Here is a 19,477-nt window from a genome sequence, read left to right as displayed (position 1 = left end):
TTGCCGGCCTTGCCGCTGCCAGTAGCAGCGCACAGCGCGATGTTGCGCGCTCACGGGGCGGCCTTGCGCAGCGCGGCGATGGCCGGCAGCAGTTCGCTATCGATGATCTCGGGGGTGAGCACGCCGATGTGCTTGTAGCGAATCCTGCCCTGCGCATCGATCAGGAAGCTTTCCGGTGCGCCATAGACGCCGAAGTCGATCGCGGTCTGCCCTTGCTCGTCGGCGATCACCAGCGCATAGGGGTTGCCGTATTGCGCCAGCCAGGCGGTGGCATCGGCCGGCGCGTCCTTGTAGTTGTAGCCGATCAGCGGCACTCCGAGACGGCCAGCCTGCGCCATCAGCACCGGGTGCTCGTGCACGCATTCGGCGCACCAGCTGCCGAACACGTTGAGGACGTAGGGTTTACCCAACAGCTGCTCGCGGGTGACACGGCGCTCGGGATGGTCCAGCAGCGGCAACGAAAATGCCGGCGCCGGCTTGCCGATCAACGGAGAGGGAACCTCGCGCGGATTGTGCTGGGTGGTCCAGTAGATGCCGAAGCCGAACAGGCCGGCCACCAGCAGAAACGCCAGCAATGGCAGCATGCGATTCATGGGGAAGACTCCTGCGCGATGACCTGGCCACCTGGAATTGGCGCGGTAACGGGCGTGCCGGCGGGCGCCGGCGCGCGGAAGCGGCGGGCGCAGGCACTGACGAAACCGCCCAGCATCATTAACAGGCCGCCCGCCCAGATCCAGCGGATCAGCGGTTTGTAGTACAGCCGCAAGGTCCAGTCGTATTCGATGTGCTGATCGTCCAGCGGCTCGCCCAGCGCCACGTACAGGTCGCGGGTGAGGCCGGGGTCGATTGCCGACTCGGTCTGGATGCGGTCCCTGCTGTACAGGCGTTTTTGCGGATGCAACTGCGCCACCACCCGACCGTCGCGGCTGACCTGCACGCTGCCTTGTTCGGCTTTCCAGTTCGGCCCGTCCACCAGTTGCACGCCATCGAAGCGGAAGCGGTAGCCGGCGACGTCGGCGCTTTGGCCCGGCGCCAGCCGGACGTCGCGTTCGACCGACAGGCTTTCGGACACCAGCACGCCAGCGACGAACACCGCCACCCCTGCGTGTGCGATCAGCATGCCGGCCATTTCGGCCGGGAAACGCCGGCCGCGCGGCAGCTCGCGCCAGCGCTTGACCACGTACAACGCGGTGCCGGCGGCGACCCAGGCGGCCACACCGATGCCGGCGATCGCCTTGGCCTGGCCGTTGGCAACCAGGCTGCCAGCCAGCGCACAGGCGATCGCGGCGATGCCGGCACGCGTTCCCAGCGCCTTCAACGGTGCGGCCTCGGCCTTGCCCCAGCGCAGGTAGGGGCCGAACGGCAGCACCAGCACCACCGGCAGCATCAGCAGCGGGAACAGCAGGCCGAAGTAAGGCGTGCCAACCGAGACCTTGCCCATGCCGAACGCATCGGCGATCAGCGGAAACAGCGTGCCCAGCAACACCATCGCTGCGGCCACGGTCAGCAGCAGGTTGCCGATCAGGATGCCGGTCTCGCGCGAGGCGGCGGCGAAGGGTTTGCCACTGGCGATCTTGGGTGCGCGCAAGGCGTACAGCAGCAGCGAACCGCCGACCACCGCGATCAGGAAGATCAAAATGTACAACCCGCGCCGCGGGTCGGCGGCGAACGCATGCACCGACGTCAGCACGCCCGAGCGCACCAGGAAGGTGCCCAGCAGCGACAGCGAGAACGCCAGGATCGACAATAGGATGGTCCAGGCGCGCAGGCTGCCGCGTTTTTCGGTGACCGCCTGGGTGTGGATCAGCGCGGTGCCCACCAGCCACGGCATGAAGCTGGCGTTTTCCACCGGGTCCCAGAACCACCAGCCGCCCCAGCCCAGTTCCGCGTAGGCCCACCAGCTGCCGGCCACGATGCCGGCGGTGAGACAGGCCCAGGCCACGTTGGTCCACGGCCGTGCCCAGCGCACCCAGGCCTGTTCCAGTTCGCCACCGAGCAGCGCGGCGACCGCGAACGCGAAGGCCACCGAGAACCCCACATAACCGGTGTACAGCACCGGTGGGTGGAAGGTCATGCCCGGATCCTGCAGCACCGGATTGAGCTCGTTGCCGTCCAGCGGAATCGGCGACAGCCGTCCGAATGGATTGGAGGTGAGCAGGATGAAGGCCAGAAAGCCCACCGAGATCAGCCCCAGCACCGCCAGCACGCGCGCGGCGAAGTGCTGCGGCAGATGCCGGCTGAACGCGGCCAGCAGCACCGTCCAGGTGGCAAGGATGGCAATCCACAGCAGCAACGAGCCTTCATGTGCGCCCCACACTGCAGCAAAGCGGTAATACCAGGGCAGGGCGTGGTTGGCGTTGGCGGCGACATAGGCCACCGAAAAATCCAACGACAGTAGCGACCAGGCCAACAGCCCGAACGCCAGCCACACGAATACCGCCTGGCCGGCGGCGGCAGGCCGCGCGATGTCCATCCAGGCGGTATTGCCGCGCCAGGCCCCGACCAGTGGCAACACGCCCTGGCAAAGCGACAGCAGCAGTGCCAGGATCAATGCGATCTGGCCAAGTTCAGGCGTCATGGGCGAATGGCACGTAGGGCAGGGGCGTCATCGGGAAGGGAGTGCGGCGGCGCAGGTTAGCGCGGCACCGACAGCGGCGCAGCAGCGGCGGGAATCGGCTTGCCGACATGCCCCTCGGCCATCGCGTCCTTCAGCTCTTTCGGCATGTAGGTCTCATCGTGCTTGGCCAGCACTTCGGTGGCGACGAAGCGTTCGCCCTGCATGCGCCCGTTGGCGATCACCGATTGGTTGTCGCGAAACAGGTCCGGCAGGATGCCCGAGTAATCGACCTGGGTGGCGGCATGCTTGTCGATGACGGTGAAGCTGACTTTCAGCGAGTCGTTGGCGCGCTGGATCGAGCCGGCCTTGACCATGCCGCCGAGGCGAAACTGCTGGTAACCAGCGGCCTGACCAGCATGTACCTGGCTGGGCGTGAACAGGTAGCTCATGTTCCGCTGCAGCGCCAGCACGATCAGGGTCACCGCCAGTACGGCGGCAGCCAGCACACCGATCACCAGCCAGAGGCGTTGTTTGCGGGTGGCGTTCATGGCGTGTCCCGGTCCAATGCCGTCGGTGTGCGACGGCCACGCGGCTGTTGCCGCTGCAATTGCCCGCGCAGCTCGCGCGGCAGCCGCCGCCGGCGCAGCCATGGGGATGCCAGGTCGGCCCCCAAGACCAGCACGAACACGGCATAGGCCGTCCACACGTATTGCCCGTATCCCCCCATCGCCAGGAAGTTGCTCATGCGGTGCGCTCGGTCAACACGATGCGGCGTGCCCAGTCCTTGCCGCTTTCCAGCGCCAGCAACTCCACCCGTACGCGTCCGAACAGGCTGGCGATGTAGTACAGCTTGGTCGCCAGCGTCATGGTCAGCAGTGGCCACAACATGTCTGCGCTCATCTTGGAGGGACCGAGCAGGCGCACGGTGGAGCCTTGATGCAGGGTGTTCCACCACACCACCGAGTAATGCACGATGGGCAGGTTCACCAAGCCGACCAGCGCCAACAAGCCGGCGGCACGCATCGCCTGGCGGCGATCTTCCACCGCGTGATACAGGCCGAGCACGCCCAGGTACAGGAACAACAGCAGTAACTCCGAGGTCAGCCGCGCATCCCAGGTCCACCAGGTGCCCCACATCGGCTTGCCCCACAGCGACCCGGTGCACAGGGTGATGAACGTGAAGGCCGCGCCGATCGGTGCCGAGGCCATGGTCACCACCTCGGCCAGCTTGATCCGCCACACCAGCGCGATGAGCGCTGACACGCCCATCGCCGCGTAGATGAAAAGACTCATCCAGGCGCTGGGCACATGGATGAAGATGATGCGATAGGCATCGTGCTGCTGGTAGTCCGGCGGCGCCAGCACCAAGCCGCCGTAGGCGGCCACTGCGCCCAGCAGCAATGCCAGCGCCAGCGCCCAGGGGCGCACCTTGCCGGCGACGCGGTAGAACACCGGCGGTGAACTGAGCTTGTGCAGCCATAACGGGATCCACTTGGCCATACCGATGTCGTCCTCAGTTGGAACGTCTGGAGGGCGACAACGCATCGACCGCAGCGCCGGCATTGACCTGCAGCTGGCCGTCGCTGACCTTGCTGGTGCGCTGCAGGAGATCGCGCAGCGCGCCGGCATCCATCGACGGTGACAACGACAACAGCAGCGCGGCGGTGCCGCTGACATGCGCGGTGGCCATCGACGAGCCGGAGGTGAAGTCGTAGCGGCCGTTTGGCTGGGTGGTCAGAATGTCGTCGCCGGGCGCGCTCAGTACGCCGGGCATGACGGTGCCGGCGCCGCTGCTGCGGACCACCAGCACGCCCGGTACATCGTTGGGGAAGCCGTCCAGCTGCCCGTTCGGCGGCATCGCCGCAATCACGATGCGGCCTTGCTTGACCAGGTGCAGCAGCATCTTGCTCAGCAACGGGTCGGCCGGGCCACCGAGGCTCAGATTGACCACCCGCGCGGAGCTGTTGTTGATCGCTGCCAATGCCTTGGCCAGGGTGAAGGTGTTACAGCGTGCGGTGGCGCCGACGGTAGGGGCGTACCAGCACGCCTTGTAGATGCTCAGCATGGCCTTGGGCGCCATGCCGACGATGCCCTGGTGGTTGTTGCTGCCGGCGGCGATGATCCCGGCCACTTCGGTGCCATGCGAATCGCTGCCGGGCATGGCCTGGGTCTCGCCGACCAGGTCGTGCACGTCGAGAATGCGTGCCTTCAGGTCGGGATGGCGGGTGTCCACGCCGGTGTCGACCACGGCCACCACCACGCCGCGGCCCTGGGTGACGGCCTGCGCGCTGGCCGCATCGGTGGCGATGAAGCCGCGCTGCATGTCCACGTACGGATCGTTGTAGCTCGACAGCGGGGTGTGCTTGTCTGCGGCATTGGCGGAGAACACCGAAAATTCCTGCACCGGCTGCACCAGTTCCACGCCGTCATCGTCGGCCAGCGCGCTGACCAGTTCGTCGCGCGACACGCCGGGGGCGGGCTGCAGCACGGCGCAGTACAGACCCAGCGAGGTGATCGGCCAGCTGGACACCTCGCGCAGGTTGTAGCGCTGCTTGATGGCCTGCATGCGCACGGCCGCCTTCTGGCCCGCACCGTAGTAGCTGGAGGCGTAGCCGATCAGGCTGGAACCCGCCCGCGCCGGCGGTGCGCTGAGCGGATTGGCAACCGCCAGCAGGATGTCGCGACTGCTGTCCGGCGTGATCGCTTCGGCTGCCGGTTGCGTGGATTCGGCGGGCTGCGCGGGTGCCTGGAGGGTCGTTGTGGCCTGTGCACGGGTCTGCGCGCCCAGGCCGATCAGTGCGGCGAGGCCGCCCAGGATGAGAAGGCGCTTCATGGAGCCGACACGATCTCGGCCAGCCGGATACCCGGATTGGCGCGTAGCTGTTGCAGGGTCTGCTGCGGTTGCATGGGCTGCGGTGCGGCGGGCACCACGGTATAGGCACCCATCGCGTTGGGGCCGCCGACGACCTGCAAGTGCTGCGCCTGCAGCAGCCGATCCCAGTCGGCCAAGGTCATGCTGGCATCGGGCACCACGCGGATGGTGCCTTGTGCCACCGGTACGGCGGCGGCACTGCTGAGCGTGCGGTAGTCCTGCGAGGGCGCAGGTGCGGCCAGCTTGACGCCCATGACGCCCAGGCCGATGGCCTGCACCAGCGCCGCGGCAGCCAGCGCACGTACCGTCCAGCTGCCGGAGCGGCGCGCGAGCGGCGCTGCGGCCATCGGCCGTTCCACCGTGTCGAGGCGACCGAGCAGGCGCTGCAGACCGGCATCGGCATCCACCGCCACCGCCGAGGGCAGCGCCAATGCCTGGCGCAGACGGCTTTGTTGGGCAAACTCGGCGCTGCACGAGGCGCACTTGGCCACATGCGCGATCAGCCAGCTGCTTGCTTCCTCGGTTGCGTTATCCAGCAACACTGCTGGCATCAACTCCCAGGCGTGCGAGCACTCCTTGCCAGGTGCGATGAAGAGGGTCTTCATAGCTGTGTCTCCGTGTAGGGGGCGCTGCCGGCCAGTCCGGGCAGCACATTGCGTAATTTGACCCGCGCATGGAACAGCCGGGCTTTGATGGTGCCCAGCGGGCACTGCATGATGTCGGCAACTTCTTCCAGCTTGTGTCCAACGCCGTAGACCAGTTCGATGACCAGGCGCTGGTCCGGCGACAGCCGCTCCATGCCCTTGTCCAGCCAGTCGCGTAGCTCGCGGTCGTCATTGTCGTCGGCGCTGGGGGCATGGTCTTCCACCTGCGCGGTGTCGTCGATGCTGTCGCCGTCGTGCTGGCGCAGGCATTTGAGCCCGCAGCGGTAGGCGATGCCCATGATCCAGGTGGAAACCTGCGAATCGCCCCGGAAGTCGCCGGCCTTCTGCCAGGCGATCCAGAAACAATCGTTGATGGCTTCTTCGATGATGTCCGGGCGCCGGGTCAGCCGCGACAGAAACCGGCACAGCCGCCCGTGATAGCTGTGGTACATGCTCGCCAGGGCATCGCGATCGCCTGCCGCCATGCGACGCAGCAGCATCCGGTCGGTGGCGTCACCCAGGGTGGTGGAATCATTCATCGCATCGGACATGGCATTGGACGCTAGTCAGTGCCCGCGGACGGGCAAAAGGTTGCGGGAAAATCAGAACGTCCGGGACAGCATGCCCAGCCATGGCAGCTGGCCTGGTCCACCCTGCGCACGGGGGGTGCTGCTGCTGGTGAAGACGCGCTGCAGTTCCACGGTCCATCGCGCGCGGCTCCACTTCAGGCCCAATTGCCCGTACTGATAGCGGCCGCCCCGGGCCGCCCCGTAGGCCATGGCCGGAAATTCCGACACGCCGGCCCCGCCGGTGAGGCTGAACGCTGCCGAGAGAGGCAGGTTGCCGGTGATGTCGATGGCCGTATTCCAGGGCGCTTGCTGCGCACGCGGGAAGCGGAAGGTGGACAGCGAGAAGGTGAGGACATCCCGGTACGACCAGGCCAGGCTGGCTTCCTGCCGGTTGAAGGTGCGCGAGCGGCCGTCCTCGGGGTAGACGTAGTACAGCACGCTGGCTTGCATCTGCCAGCGATCGTCCAGCATCCAGGCGCGTGCGGCCTGTGCGGTGAGTGCGACCGGTTGGCTCAGCGAGGGCGCTTGCACCGCCACTGCGGCCGACACCGACCAGCCGGGCGATGGGAGCCAGTAGCCTGCTGCCTGCAGGGTGACGCGATCTGGGGCGATGGAGATGCCGCGGTCGATCAGGGCCGAGGCCACCGCCACCGTGCCACCGGCGTTATCGGCCGAGGCTGCGCTGCCAGGGGCCATGACCAACGCCAGCAGCAGCCAGCACGGCAACCGGCCGGGCCGCCGTGGCGCAGGCAAGACGACCTGCATGATGTGCAGGGGGAAGCGCAGGGGCGCGCGGCAGGGGCGTACGCCGGCAATGCGGCTAACGTCCCACGCCTTGCCGCCGTCAGCGCAATGGCGCGGCGGGTGGAGGGGGACTGGCCTGGCAAGAGGAACTGTCGGCAATGGCGTGGAACACGAGCGCGAAGCGGGACACGATAGTGCCCCGCAGCGTAGAACGGAACCGCTGCCGCTGCGATGGTTCCGTCCGTATAGGCGAAGGTGCCCATTCAGGCACTACGGGCCGGCATGCCGGGGCGGCCGCCGGTATGCCGGTCCGGCGGCCGCGCAACCGCAACGACCCCGCTCAGCGCAGGGTGTTGAGGTAGGCGATCAGCGCATCGAGTTCCTGTGGGTCGTCCAGGCCGTCGTACTTCATCTTGGTGCCTGGCAGCGCCTTTGACGAGGGTTGCGACAGATAGGCCTTCAACTGCGCCGGTGTCCACTGCCACTTGCTGGCCTTGAGTGCATCGGAGTAGTTGCTGTAGCCCGGTGCGCTGGCGGCGGGGCGCCCGGCCACACCAAACATGGACGGGCCTTTCTTGTTCTTGCCCTGTGCGGCGCTGTGACATTCGGCACATTCGGTGAGGAAGGTGCCCTTGCCGTCGGCCGCCCAGGCCGGCGGGGCCAGCATTGCGCCAGCCAGCAACAGGCCGGCCAGCGGCGCGCACAACGAGCGGATGTGGAATGACTTCATGGAGGTCCTTGGACGTGCTGGGGGATCAGAACGACACGTTCAACGACAACGCAAAGCTGTCGAGATCGCGCGGATTGGTGATCGGGTTGCCGCCACCGAAGACATTGGTGGTGCTGCCGTTGAACTTGTCGAAGCGGAACCAGCTGGCCGACAGGCGCATGTTGGCGATGGAGGTGTAGCTGCCTTCCTTGCCGAACGGGGTCCAGTACAGCAGGATCAGATTGCTGGTGGTGTCCGGCAGGCCGTAGGGCTGGTAGCGCGCGGCGTCGAACGAACCGGTGTTCATCATGTGCGCCGCCAGCACGCCATAGGTCTGCTTGAAGGCATAGTTCATGCTGATGGTCTGATCGCGCACGCTGCCGCGGCTGAGCGGGGCCATGGTCGGGTCGCTCGACATCAGCGGGCTGCCGTAGTTGCGGCGTTCGTAGATGTTGACGTAGGCCAGCGACAGCACATGTTCGCGGGTGCCCAGGAACTGGTAGGTCACGTCGTAGCCCAGGTCGGTGAACTCGTCGCTGGGACCGATGCGCGGACGCTGGCGGCGCGTGGTCAGGGCGGTCATGCCGACCGAGAAGAACTGCCGCTTCATGTCCTTCATGTAGGCCAGCCGTGCGTAGCCGGTGTCGCTGAGCTTGCCCGGGTCGCCATTGGGCTGCCAGCCCAGGTGATCCTGCGCATCGACCGACAGTGCGCTGTAGCTTCCCACTTCGCCGTACCAGTTACGGTCGTACAGGCCATACACGCTGGCGCCGATCACCCGATTCGATAGCGAGGAGGAGCTGAGCATGGTGGCCGAGGCATTGCTCGCCGTGGCCGGAGTGAAGGTGGACGCGTTCGGCAGCACGTGGATCGGGTCGGAGATGCCGGGGTTGTTGTTGACGCTAACGCCGACCATGGTGTCCTTGCCGGCGAGCTGGAACGGCTTGCTGACAAAACGCAGATCGACATCGTCCAGCTGCGTGTTGAAGGTCGCGTTGCCGCTGTTGTTGGAGCGGATCTTGGAGTAACCGCCGATGTTGTCGTTGACCCGGCCGGCCAGATACAGATCGGCCTGGGTGATCCGCGCGGTACTGTCGCCACGGTTCGGATTGCGGCGCGACCAGGTGAGCTGGCCGGAGGCGGGAATCTTGGTGCCTTCGCCGTCGGTGTCGGTAAAACCGCCGAGTTTGAAACGCATGCCGTATGGCGTCAGCGAGGGACCGTAGGAGCCGATGTGGCAGTCAGCGCAGGACGAGCCGGTCTGGCGTGCGAAGGAGGGGATCGCCTGCGCTTGCGTACTGGCCAGCAACAGCAAGGGGCCGGACACGCATAACAGCGAGGTCAGGGATGCGGTGCGGGATTGGGCGGCGCGGCGCGAGGCAGGCGGGTAGGTAGACATGTAAAGTCCTTGTTCGACGGTGCGGGTTTCGACGGTGTGGAAACGAACGGGGAGAACGGGAGGCGCTGGCGCTTACGGTTGCCGGCGCGGTAGTACGCGGTGCAGCAGGCCGTCGCGCAGCACCAGGTGGTGCCATAGCGCAGCGAGGATGTGCATCAGCACCAGCGCCAGCAGCGCCCAGGCGGCATTCAGGTGCCAGGTGCCCAAGGTGTCGCCCAGATCTGCATCCGGCGCGACCAGGGACGGCAGGGTCACGCCGAATAGATAGACCGGTTTGGCGTAGGCGTTGCTGAGCGACCAGCCGATCAGTGGCAGGGCCAGCATCAAGCCGTACATGGCGAGGTGGGTGCCGCCGGCGGCCAATCGCAGCAGCAGTGGCGATGGCGGGCCCGGCGGCAGCTTGCGCAAGCGCAGGCGAAGGCCAACCCGCAGGACGAACAACAGCAGAACCATCAGGCCGAAGTGTCGATGCCCTTCCAGTAGCCACTGACGCAACGCGCGTCCATCCAGTTCGGCACGCAGCAGGATCAAGGTGGCTGCCATAACCAGACAGACCACGGTAAGCCAGTGCAGGACGCGCATCGGCTTGGGTAAGGGGACGACGTGCGGACGCGCGTCGGCCTGCTGCGGTGCTGGCGTGGTTGTGGCGCCAACGGTGGCCACCACCTCGGGGGGCTGGGGGGAAGAATGCATTGCGTCGGTGTCCTCACCGGTGGTGATCGTTGGTTCCGGCCGCGCGATGCGCGGCCAGGCCTGGCTCCCCACGCCGGCCGGACAGCGGCCAGGTGAACGTGCATGGATATGTGCGGCAATGCCTGCGAAAGGTTGCATCCTCGTGATGCCCGCAGGTGTCGTCGAGAGATTGGAGGGGGATATTGGTCTGCTGCTGCGCTTTTACGTGCACCGCTTCGTGGGTTGCGGGGCCGTGCAACCTTTCCCGCATCGTGGCGCACTCAGCCATGTCGCACTATGTGCAGTCAGCGCTAACGCCTCACCGATCATGGCCATCGAACGTATCCAGTTGCATACCCACGGCGACGATCGTGGCCTGCTCATTTCCTTGGAGCAGGCGCGCAATGTCCCGTTTGAGATCCGCCGCGTGTACTACCTGTTCGGAACCCGTGCCGGTGTCCATCGCGGCCAGCATGCCCACCGCCAACTCAATCAACTGGCCGTGGCGCTGCATGGGTCGGTGGCCATCCTGGTGGACGAGGGAAAGGGCGAGGGCCCGACCGAAGTGGTGCTGGACGATCCCTCGCAAGGTCTGTTGCTGGGGCGCATGGTCTGGCGCGACCTGCATCGCTTCAGCCCCGACTGCGTGCTGATGGTGCTGGCCGACCAGCTGTATGATCCGGCTGATTACATCGTGGACTACGATCAGTTTTTAAGTGAAGTCCACGGCCTCAGCCGATTGGAGGCCTGATCGTGAGCAAGTCGCCAAAGATTGACGCAGTAACGAGTTATGGCAGGTTGAACGATTCTCTGCACACCGATGAAAAAGACCGTGCGCGTTCCGATACCTGCTCGCCGGCTGGTGGTGACAAAGTTGCCAATAAAGCCGGCGCAGAATTAAGTAGATCAGGCATGAGTAGCCCCGTGGGGGATGTCCAGTTTCTGGACCTGCGTGCGGTCAATGCCCGTTATGCAGACGCACTCAAGGCGGCCGCAGCCCGTGTAATCGATTCAGGCATGTATGTACTTGGTCAGGAACTGCAACAGTTCGAGCAGAAGTTTGCCGCCTACTGCGGCACTGCATATTCCCTGGGAACAGGTAACGGATTGGATGCCTTGTCGCTGATCCTGAAAGGATATCGAGAGCTTGGCATCCTTCGCGAAGGCGACGAAGTCATTGTCCCGGCCAATACATTCATCGCCACATTCCTGGCGATTACCCACAACAATCTTGTGCTGGTACCCGTGGAGCCGGATCCGGTTACGTTCAATATTGATCCGCTGGCCGTCGAAAAGGCCATCGGACCGCGGACACGCGTGATACTGGCCGTGCATCTATACGGTCAGCTGGCTGACATGGCTGCGCTGCAGAGGCTTGCGCGGTGCTATGGCCTGTTGCTGATCGAAGATGCTGCACAGGCACATGGTGCGAGTAGCAATGGTGTCCGGGCCGGGGCGTTTGGTGATGCCGCGGCGTTTAGTTTCTTTCCCAGTAAGAATCTTGGGGCGTTGGGCGATGGCGGGGCGATCACGACCTCCGACGCCGCCTTGGCCGAGCGTCTACGCGCGTTGCGCAACTATGGGTCGCAGTTGAAGTATCAACACCTATATCAGGGGGTCAATTCTCGACTCGACGAGCTGCAGGCGGCAATGCTACTGGTGAAGCTTGAACATCTTGATGAGGAGATCGATTGCCGACGTAAGGTGGCAAAGCGTTATCTGGATGGGATCGATCACCCCTTAATCACGCTACCCACGGCTATGTCGGAAGTCCAGCATGTCTGGCATCTTTTTGTTATCCGCAGCCCCTTTCGCGACGCCCTGCAAGCGCACCTGGCCGCGCATGGCATCCAGACCCTGATTCATTATCCGGTACCGCCTCACCAGCAGCCCGCTTATGCCATGCTGGCCGCTACCTGTTTGCCAACCAGCGAGTCTTTACATCGCGAAGTGTTGAGTCTGCCCATGGGGCCTACGTTAGAGGATGAAGCGATAGAGCGCGTCATTGCCGCCTGCCAGGCGTTCGTGGCGCCGTGATGAATGTGCTGCGTAGCAGCGTTTATACCAGCATTGCGACGCTCACTAAGTTGCTTGCGGCGTTAGTGGTGCTCAAGCTTGTCGCGCTTTATGCAGGGCCTGAAGGCGTCGGGCGGCTTGGTCAGTTCCTAGCGCTGATGTCGGTGCTGGCGGTGTTGGCCGGGGGCGGTATTGCAACGGGAGTCGTAAAGTACGTCGCAGAGTATCGCAATGATGCAGCAGCGCTAGGGCGTCTGTTCGGGACGTCCCTCTGGTACACGGGATGCGCTTCGGTAGTCATCTCGATGTTGGTTCTGCTGTTCAGTGGTCCACTGGCCCACTGGCTATTTGCAGATCGCAGTTATCAGCCAGTGATCTGCGCACTTGCCCTGGCGCAGATGGGTATCGCCTTGGTGAACTATATCCTGGCAGTGATAAACGGCTTCAGCGATTTCCGTGGCTTGGCGATCGTGCAGGTGGGCGGCTCTGTACTGAGTGTATTGCTGGTTGCGTACGCATCCGGTCGCTGGCACCTGCACGGTGTGCTGATAGCGTGGGTGTCGGGTCAGCTGTTTTGGTTGCTGTCAGGCGCGCTGGTGCTCTCGCGCAGTGCGTACTTTTCCAACGCAATGCTGCGTGTCCGGTACGACCCAATAATGGTGCGTAAGCTGGCCACATTTTCGATCATGACCCTGACATCCACGCTGGTGCCGCAACTGGCTACCATGTTGGTGAGGGATCACCTGGCTGAAGGCTTCGGCTGGCATCAAGTCGGATACTGGCAGGCTGTCAGTCGCGTGTCCGATGCCTATCTGCTGTTCTTCACTACCGTCATCAACGTGTACTACCTCCCCAGGCTGGCGTCTTTGCACGGACGTAATGCCATCACGCGCGAACTGTGGGGGGCTTATTGTTATCTGATGCCGTCGGTGATCCTTGCTGCACTCGCGGTTTATATATGCCGTGAGTGGGTGACTTGGTTGCTTTTCGATGCCGAATTTTCTGCGGCTGTACCCTTGTATGGGGCGCAACTGTTTGGTGATGTGGTAAAGATTGCAGCTTTTTTACTTTCGTATGTAATGTTGGCCAAGGCGATGACGCGTGTTTTCGTCATTTCGGAGTGCGTGTTTGCTGTAAGTTACATTTTTCTCGTATTTATTATGAGTGCAAACTTTGGCGTGATCGGGGCAGTGTACGCTTTCATTGTCAATTACGTATTGTACTTTCTGTTCAATCTTGTAGTGGTGCGGCGTCACCTGGTGCGGCTGGAATGAATGATTTGTCTTGCCATCAAGCACTGGTGCACTGGCCTCTGGTCTCGGTTCTGATTCCTGCTTTCAATCATGCAGCGTTTGTTGCAAATTGTCTGGATAGTGTTCTGGAAGAGCCTTATCCGGAGAAGGAGATCGTCATCATTGATGATGGTTCGAATGATGAGACTGGTGCCGTGATAGAGCAATGGATCGCAGCGCGTGGTGGCGATATTGCTGTGAATTTCCTGCGGCGCGGAAATCGAGGTGTTGCAGCGACTTTGAACGAGCTTGCGCGGCGCGCGCAGGGCCAGTTTTTGCGTGTTCTGGCTAGTGACGATTATCTGATCCCTGGAGGATTAGCCGTGCAGGTTGCGGTGCTCATTGCGAATCCCTCCAAGAGCGCTGTGATTGGCGATGCGTGTGTCGTGGATCAGGATGGTCGGTTGCTGCACGCCAGTGCGATGGTGGGGCTGCATGGCGTACGGAAGCAGCCCTATCTGTCCAACGTCGGGATCCGTCGCGCCGTCATCAGTCAATGGGCAGTCAGCGGCGCAGTCACTATGCTCAAGGCTAGCGATTTTGATGCGCGCATCTCCTGGGACGAAACCTTACGCATTGAGGACTGGGATTTCTTTCTCAGGCTGGTCTCGCGCGACGCGCTGGCATTCGTGGACATTACAGTATGTGCCTATCGCTTGCACGGGAGTAATGCCAGTAAAACCCGCGATGTGCAAAGACGGGTTGCTAACCTTTCCGAGTCCAGGATGGTCGCGCTGCGTCATCGCGGTCTGTTCGGGAGTCCGGAACGGAGCCTGTTGCATGCGCAAGCCGATTACATTGCTGCAAAGATTGCATTCTTGCAGCGGCGGCCTCTTCAGGTGGTTTACTGGATGACGCTTTACACATTAAAGCGATTCTGGGCGGTAGCGGCGCGATCAGGTCTGATGCGTGGAGTTTCGGTGCATGACTGAATGTTTGCGATGGCCTGCGTTCTATCTGCTTCCAGCAACGGTGGTCAGCTGCGCGGTGACCTGGTTGATTTATGAGTTGCCAGTCGGTTATCTCGAAGGTGTTGCATTGTTGGTCGTTATCTCGCTGTTGACGCCCATTCTCGATACTCTACTGCGTATAAGGTTGCCTCCCGCCGAGCGCTTCCGCAACTACCACTATGCCGGCACGCGCGATGCGTTTCTGGCGCTGGCGCTGGCGGCGGGGGTGACGGCGTTCTGCATGGTGGACCTGCTGCTGTTCCCGATTCCGTTGTTCAGTGATCCGTCTTCATACGCGAGCTTGAGTCCATTGCGCTCGCATGTGCGGCACGTCTCCAATATGTGCTGGATCCTGCCGCCGATCGCATTGCTGTGCGTGCGGCACCGGGGGCTGCGTACGGCGATGGTGGTGCTGGGATTCGTGTTCCCGATCATGGTGATCGACCGCAACCGCATCTTTGCCGGGCTGTTCTCCTTCGTGCTGGTGATGCTGCTGCGGCGCGATCCAGGACGCAAGCTGCCGTGGAAGCGCATCGGTCTGTTGGTGGTGGCCGGTGGCGCGGTGTTCTCGGTGCTGGGTGCGTTGCGCTCCGGCTCCCTGGCCAGCGTTGCGCTGCCGTTCGGTGCGTTCTACCGGGCCATGCCACAGGGCGTGCAGTGGCTATTGTTGTATATCAGTGCCGGGCCCTACAACTTCAGCGCGATCCTGGCAAAGGGCTACGTCAACGCGAGCTTTTTGGTCAACCAGATCGTGCCGTTCACCGGGTCGATCGCCACTGCCGGGACCAGCATCCCGCTGGATGCGCCCAATATCAACGTGGGCACCGAATTCTTTCCGTTCCTGATGGCCTGGGGCGCACCGGGCGCGGTGATCGCGCTGCTGGCCCTGTATGCCGGGCTGGTGTGGAGCGTGCGCCGGCTCAATGGGTCGTTGTCGATCTTCCACGTGCTGATCTTCTTGCGCCTGGCCTACGCCTGCCTGATGTCGCCGTTTGCGCCACAGGCATTCACCTGGACCAACTTCGGCTTCATTGCGCTGTGCCTGGTGCTGCACGCCTGCACGTTGCTGCTGCCGAACCGCCACACGGCACAGCGGTCTGCCGCATGACCACGCCCACTCTCCGTCCATTCCGTCTTCGAGCCTGCGCACCATGACCCAACACGATGAAATCTACCTGATCGACCTGTGGCGCATCCTGCGTCGCGAGTGGCGTTGGGCGTTGGCCGCCCTGGTGCTGGTGCTGGGCATGACCTTTGCGTTCCTGCGCGTGGCCCAGCCGCAATGGGAAGCCACGGCCTGGATCCAGGTGGGCGAGATCGGCCCGACGCCGGCCGGGCGCGATCCCAAGGTCGAACCGTTCCAACGGGTGATCGATCGCATGAAGACCCGGCTGTTCCAGGATGCGGTGTTGCGCCAGGCCGGGGTGCCGCTCAAGAGCCGTGCCGCGCAGTTGTACCGTGGCAGCCTGAAGCCGGATCCGGACCCGTATGCCAACCTGATCGGCATCACCATTCGCGCCGCGTCGCCGCAGCAGGCGCGCGTGCTGGCAACGGCGACACTGACCCAGCTGCAGACCCTGCATGGCCAGACCAATACGGCGGCGCTGGCGCTGGCGCAGACCCGCCTGCAGGGCCTGAACGAAGACCTGCGCGTGGCCCTGCTCAATCGCGCGCAGCTGCAGCGGCAGTTGCAGGCCGTGACCGGTGGCGCTACCGCCACGCCTGGACAGGTGCTGGCAGGGGTGTTGCTGACCGACAGCAATACCACCATCCGCGCGATCAAGGCCGAGCGCGACGATCTGATCGCACGCCTCACCGCGCGCTACACCTACCAGACCTCGCTGGCATGGCCGTTGTACGTGCCCGAGCAGCGGGCATTTCCGAACGCGATCGTGGTCGGCGCGGCCGGCCTGCTCGCCGGGGTGGGGCTGGGTGTGCTGGCGGCGGTGATGCGCAATGCCTGGCGTCGGCGCGCGCGGGTCGGTGTCGGAAGCGTCACCGCCTGATTTCCTGCGCCAGACGATGCCGTGTGTAAAGACGGTGGGATACGAGGCAACGTCTCTGGGTACGCGTGTTCTGCGGCCGGCGCGCGCTGGGCGAGGGGCGCCGATGGTTGCCCGGTCGTCGCACGATCGTCGTCCAACGGATGGGTGCCGCAGCGCTGCAACCAAACCGGCCGCAGGTGGCACATACCTGCCTATCGAGCGATGCCGCAGTGGCGGCACCGCGCCTGGAGAGTGCAGTGAAGTCAGCAAGATGGATGAGGAAGGGAGTGCATGGCGTTGGCCAGTGAACATGCGGCACGCGGCGGCTCGGTTGCGCCGGAGCAGTTGCTGGAAACCCAGCGCGCCTTCGACAGCGTGGCGCCCGACTACGATGGCCCGCGCGGAAACAATGCGCTGATCCAGCGGATGCGCACCACCTTGTGGGACACGCTGGCCGCGCAGCTGCCGGTCGGCTCTTCGCTGGTGGATCTGGGGTGCGGTACTGGCCTGGATGCCGGGGAATTCGCCCGTCGCGGCTACCGTGTGCTGGCCACCGACTGGTCGCCGGCCATGGTCGAACGCACCCGTGAGCGTGCCGTTGCGCTGGGACTGGAAACGCGGCTGGCCGCCGCGCACGTGGGCATCCAGCAACTGGATCAGCTGGCAGGTCCGTTCGATGGCATGTATTCCAACTTCGGCCCGCTCAATTGCGCGCCGGATCTGCCGGCGGTGGCGGCGCAGTGCGCGCGCCTGCTGCGTGCCGATGGCTGCCTGGTGTTTTCGGTGATCGGGCGCATCTGCCCGTGGGAAGTGGGCCACTATGCACTGCGCGGACGCTTCAAGCGCGCGGCGGTGCGGGCTGCCCGGGGAGCGACGGCGGTCGGTATGAACGGCCATACCATCTGGACCTGGTACCACCTGCCGCGCGAGTTTTACCGGGCGTTCGCGCCGCATTTCGCGCTGGAAAGCTACCGCGCATTGAGCCTGTTCCTGCCGCCCCCGTACCTGGTGGATGTTTGCGAACGCAACCCGCGCCTGTCGGCAGGCCTGGGGTGGCTGGATGACCGTCTGGGCGGATGGCCCCTTTTGCGCGAGATGGGCGACCACTTCTTGATCGTGATGCGCAAGCGCTGAGTGAACATGTCGATGTCCATGGCCGATGTCTGCCTGCAGGGCGCGCGCTCGCTGACCCTGGCCGGTCCGTCGCACGCGCCGCTGCATCTGCGTGCGGGCCGCTTCGGTGGCACGCTCGGCACCGGCACCCTGCGGCTGGATCTGCGTGGCCACGTGCTGCTGCCAGGATTGATAAACGCCCACGATCACCTGCAGGTGAACTGCGTGCCCCCGTTGCCGCAGGGTGCGCCTTTTCCGAACAGCTACGCGTGGATCGAGGCGTTCCAGGCGCACTTCCGGCATCCCGACGTGGCGGCCGCGCTGCGCATCCCCAAGGCGGTGCGCCTGCGCCATGGCGGCCTGAAGAATCTGCTGGCCGGGGTGACCTGCGTGGCGCAGCACGACCCCTGGCACGCCACCCTGGACGAGCCAGGCTTTCCGGTTGGATTGCTGCGCGACTTCGGATGGAGTTATGCGCTGGGCTGGACCGGTTACGGTCCCCCGGTGCAGGGCAGCTTCGCCGCCACCCCGTCCGCCCATCCATGGATGATCCATCTGGCCGAGGGGACCGATGCGGTGGCGGGTGCCGAGCTGGACGAACTCGATCGGCTCGGCTGTCTTGCGTCCAACACCGTGGCGATCCATGGGGTGGGAATGGGCGAGCAGGATGTCGAGCGGATCATCGCGCGGGGTGCAGCGGTGGTGTGGTGCCCGTCCAGCAACCTGGCACTGCTGGGCCGTACGCTCGATCCATGGCGGCTGTGCATGGCCGGGCGGCTGGCACTCGGCAGCGACTCGCGCATCAGTGGTGCACGCGATCTGCTGGAGGAACTGCGTATCGCTGCCGACAGCGGTCTGGCCGCAGATCTGTTGCTGGGCCTGGTCACCGACCACAGCGCGCGCATCCTGCGTCTGCCGGCACGCGGACGCATCGCGCCGGGGGCAGTGGCCGATCTGGTCATCGTGCGCGACCGCGGTGGCGAGCCCGCCGCCAGCATCGTTGGCTGCGAACGCAACGAACTACGCGCGGTGATCCGCGACGGTAGACCGCGCATTGCCGACCCGGATTTCGCCCCGTGGTTCGAGGCAGCCGGGCTGCGTACCGTCTCGGTGGTGCTGGATGGCCGGCCCAAGTTGCTGGACGCCGCGCTCGCAGACCCGGCCGTGCTGGCGTTGGAGCCCGGGCTGCACTGCGTGCCGGCTGCAACGCGCGCGCCGCACGCGGCCAGGGCCGCGATGGGGGCCGCATCGTGAGCGAGGTCGCGCTACTGGAGCCAGCGGCGGCTTACGCGCTCTGGGCACAGAGCTATCCGCCGCATGCACACAATCCGGTGATGCTGGCCGAGCAACGCGCCATGCTTGGGCTGCTGCCGGCCAGCCTGCATTGCCAGCATGTGGTGGATGCCGGCTGCGGCAGCGGCCGCTACATGCTGCATGCCTTGCAACGTGGCGCCTGGCATGTGACCGGCGTGGACCTGTCACCGCAGATGCTGCAGCGTGCGCAGACGGAACTGACACAGCAATGGCCAGCCGAGCGCATCAGCCTGCGCCAGGGGCGCCTGGACCAGCTTCCGCTGGGCGACGCCGTCGCCGACCTGAGCATCTGCGGGCTGGTGGTCGGGCATCTGGAGCAGCTCTGGCCGGCGTTGGAAGAGTTGCATCGCGTCACGCGCATCAATGGCATCGTGTTGTGCAGCGACGTGCATCCGATCGGTCATGCGCTGGGCTGGCGCCGTGACTTCAAGGCTGGCGGCGAGCGTTACGCCGTGCGCCATACCCAACATCTCTACAGTGACTGGCACTGCGCGTGCACCGCGCTGGGATTCGCCATCGAGGCGGTGGTCGAACCCATGCTGGACCCGGCCGACATTCCCGCCGGCGCGCGCTTCGACCGCACCGCGCTGCAGGTGCCGGTGGCGTTGGTGTTGCGGCTGCGGCGCATCGCGTGACCAGGG

21 protein-coding genes are annotated in these 19,477 nt (G+C 64.6%); 9 read left to right on the top strand and 12 right to left on the bottom strand.

Features of this window, described 5'->3' with window-relative positions:
• Positions 1 to 50: 50 nt before the first annotated feature.
• From XcuCFBP2542_RS00495 to XcuCFBP2542_RS00440, 12 genes are all read right to left on the bottom strand, one after another.
• Entirely contained in the window at positions 51 to 593 is a 543-nt protein-coding gene (locus XcuCFBP2542_RS00495; RefSeq protein WP_104601679.1) for a DsbE family thiol:disulfide interchange protein, read from the bottom strand.
• Positions 590 to 2,578 carry a heme lyase CcmF/NrfE family subunit gene (locus XcuCFBP2542_RS00490; protein ID WP_104601678.1) on the bottom strand — a complete coding sequence of 663 codons (1,989 nt, stop codon included), beginning with the start codon at positions 2,576 to 2,578 and terminating at the stop codon, positions 590 to 592. The genes XcuCFBP2542_RS00495 and XcuCFBP2542_RS00490 overlap by 4 nt, the downstream gene beginning before the upstream one ends.
• Before the next feature lie 56 nt (positions 2,579 to 2,634).
• Entirely contained in the window at positions 2,635 to 3,105 is a 471-nt protein-coding gene (ccmE, locus tag XcuCFBP2542_RS00485; protein WP_104601677.1) for a cytochrome c maturation protein CcmE, read from the bottom strand.
• Positions 3,102 to 3,302, bottom strand: a complete 201-nt coding sequence (ccmD, locus tag XcuCFBP2542_RS00480) for a heme exporter protein CcmD (protein ID WP_104601676.1) — start codon at positions 3,300 to 3,302, stop codon at positions 3,102 to 3,104. Before ccmD ends, ccmE begins: the two co-directional genes overlap by 4 nt.
• Positions 3,299 to 4,057: a heme ABC transporter permease CcmC gene (gene ccmC, locus XcuCFBP2542_RS00475; RefSeq protein ID WP_104601675.1), complete on the bottom strand. Its 759-nt coding sequence runs from the start codon at positions 4,055 to 4,057 to the stop codon at positions 3,299 to 3,301. The genes ccmD and ccmC overlap by 4 nt, the downstream gene beginning before the upstream one ends.
• A 13-nt stretch (positions 4,058 to 4,070) precedes the next feature.
• Entirely contained in the window at positions 4,071 to 5,390 is a 1,320-nt protein-coding gene (locus XcuCFBP2542_RS00470; protein ID WP_104601674.1) for a S8 family serine peptidase, read from the bottom strand.
• Positions 5,387 to 6,034, bottom strand: coding sequence for an anti-sigma factor (locus tag XcuCFBP2542_RS00465; protein ID WP_167526856.1), 648 nt, complete (start codon positions 6,032 to 6,034; stop codon positions 5,387 to 5,389). The genes XcuCFBP2542_RS00470 and XcuCFBP2542_RS00465 overlap by 4 nt, the downstream gene beginning before the upstream one ends.
• Entirely contained in the window at positions 6,031 to 6,624 is a 594-nt protein-coding gene (locus XcuCFBP2542_RS00460) for an RNA polymerase sigma factor (RefSeq protein ID WP_208800538.1), read from the bottom strand. The genes XcuCFBP2542_RS00465 and XcuCFBP2542_RS00460 overlap by 4 nt, the downstream gene beginning before the upstream one ends.
• A gap of 51 nt (positions 6,625 to 6,675) precedes the next feature.
• The gene (locus XcuCFBP2542_RS00455) at positions 6,676 to 7,407 is read right to left on the bottom strand and encodes a hypothetical protein (RefSeq protein WP_104601672.1); all 732 of its coding nucleotides are present in this window, start codon (positions 7,405 to 7,407) and stop codon (positions 6,676 to 6,678) included.
• Positions 7,408 to 7,726: 319 nt separating this feature from the next.
• Positions 7,727 to 8,116 carry a c-type cytochrome gene (locus XcuCFBP2542_RS00450; protein ID WP_167526857.1) on the bottom strand — a complete coding sequence of 130 codons (390 nt, stop codon included), beginning with the start codon at positions 8,114 to 8,116 and terminating at the stop codon, positions 7,727 to 7,729.
• A gap of 25 nt (positions 8,117 to 8,141) precedes the next feature.
• A complete protein-coding gene (locus XcuCFBP2542_RS00445) occupies positions 8,142 to 9,494 on the bottom strand; it encodes a cytochrome C (protein ID WP_104601670.1) in 1,353 nt (450 codons plus the stop codon).
• A gap of 72 nt (positions 9,495 to 9,566) precedes the next feature.
• Positions 9,567 to 10,187 (bottom strand): cytochrome b, encoded by a 621-nt coding sequence (locus XcuCFBP2542_RS00440; protein ID WP_104601805.1) that lies wholly within the window; start codon positions 10,185 to 10,187, stop codon positions 9,567 to 9,569.
• Between the two features lie 307 nt (positions 10,188 to 10,494).
• Here XcuCFBP2542_RS00440 and XcuCFBP2542_RS00435 point away from each other — a divergent pair, with 307 nt between their 5' ends.
• The 9 genes from XcuCFBP2542_RS00435 (at position 10,495) to XcuCFBP2542_RS00395 (ending at position 19,471) form a co-directional block, all read left to right on the top strand.
• Positions 10,495 to 10,917 (top strand): sugar 3,4-ketoisomerase, encoded by a 423-nt coding sequence (locus XcuCFBP2542_RS00435; RefSeq protein ID WP_104601669.1) that lies wholly within the window; start codon positions 10,495 to 10,497, stop codon positions 10,915 to 10,917.
• 161 nt (positions 10,918 to 11,078) lie between these two features.
• Positions 11,079 to 12,203 carry a DegT/DnrJ/EryC1/StrS family aminotransferase gene (locus XcuCFBP2542_RS00430; protein ID WP_104601668.1) on the top strand — a complete coding sequence of 375 codons (1,125 nt, stop codon included), beginning with the start codon at positions 11,079 to 11,081 and terminating at the stop codon, positions 12,201 to 12,203.
• Positions 12,203 to 13,456: an O-antigen translocase gene (locus tag XcuCFBP2542_RS00425; protein WP_104601667.1), complete on the top strand. Its 1,254-nt coding sequence runs from the start codon at positions 12,203 to 12,205 to the stop codon at positions 13,454 to 13,456. Before XcuCFBP2542_RS00430 ends, XcuCFBP2542_RS00425 begins: the two co-directional genes overlap by 1 nt.
• Positions 13,453 to 14,406 (top strand): glycosyltransferase, encoded by a 954-nt coding sequence (locus XcuCFBP2542_RS00420; protein WP_104601666.1) that lies wholly within the window; start codon positions 13,453 to 13,455, stop codon positions 14,404 to 14,406. Before XcuCFBP2542_RS00425 ends, XcuCFBP2542_RS00420 begins: the two co-directional genes overlap by 4 nt.
• Positions 14,399 to 15,532 (top strand): hypothetical protein, encoded by a 1,134-nt coding sequence (locus XcuCFBP2542_RS00415; protein WP_104601665.1) that lies wholly within the window; start codon positions 14,399 to 14,401, stop codon positions 15,530 to 15,532. The genes XcuCFBP2542_RS00420 and XcuCFBP2542_RS00415 overlap by 8 nt, the downstream gene beginning before the upstream one ends.
• Before the next feature lie 43 nt (positions 15,533 to 15,575).
• On the top strand, positions 15,576 to 16,430 hold the full coding sequence (locus XcuCFBP2542_RS00410; protein ID WP_104601664.1) for a Wzz/FepE/Etk N-terminal domain-containing protein: 855 nt from the start codon (positions 15,576 to 15,578) through the stop codon (positions 16,428 to 16,430).
• A 270-nt stretch (positions 16,431 to 16,700) separates the two neighbouring features.
• Entirely contained in the window at positions 16,701 to 17,543 is an 843-nt protein-coding gene (locus XcuCFBP2542_RS00405) for a class I SAM-dependent methyltransferase (RefSeq protein ID WP_104601663.1), read from the top strand.
• A 12-nt stretch (positions 17,544 to 17,555) separates the two neighbouring features.
• Positions 17,556 to 18,776: an amidohydrolase family protein gene (locus tag XcuCFBP2542_RS00400; protein ID WP_104601804.1), complete on the top strand. Its 1,221-nt coding sequence runs from the start codon at positions 17,556 to 17,558 to the stop codon at positions 18,774 to 18,776.
• Positions 18,773 to 19,471, top strand: coding sequence for a class I SAM-dependent methyltransferase (locus XcuCFBP2542_RS00395; protein ID WP_104601662.1), 699 nt, complete (start codon positions 18,773 to 18,775; stop codon positions 19,469 to 19,471). The genes XcuCFBP2542_RS00400 and XcuCFBP2542_RS00395 overlap by 4 nt, the downstream gene beginning before the upstream one ends.
• Positions 19,472 to 19,477: the final 6 nt, after the last annotated feature.

It is taken from the genome of Xanthomonas cucurbitae, assembly GCF_002939885.1.
In the GTDB taxonomy this organism is placed as follows: Bacteria; Pseudomonadota; Gammaproteobacteria; order Xanthomonadales; family Xanthomonadaceae; genus Xanthomonas; species Xanthomonas cucurbitae.
This window is presented reverse-complemented; position numbering and strand designations above follow the sequence as displayed.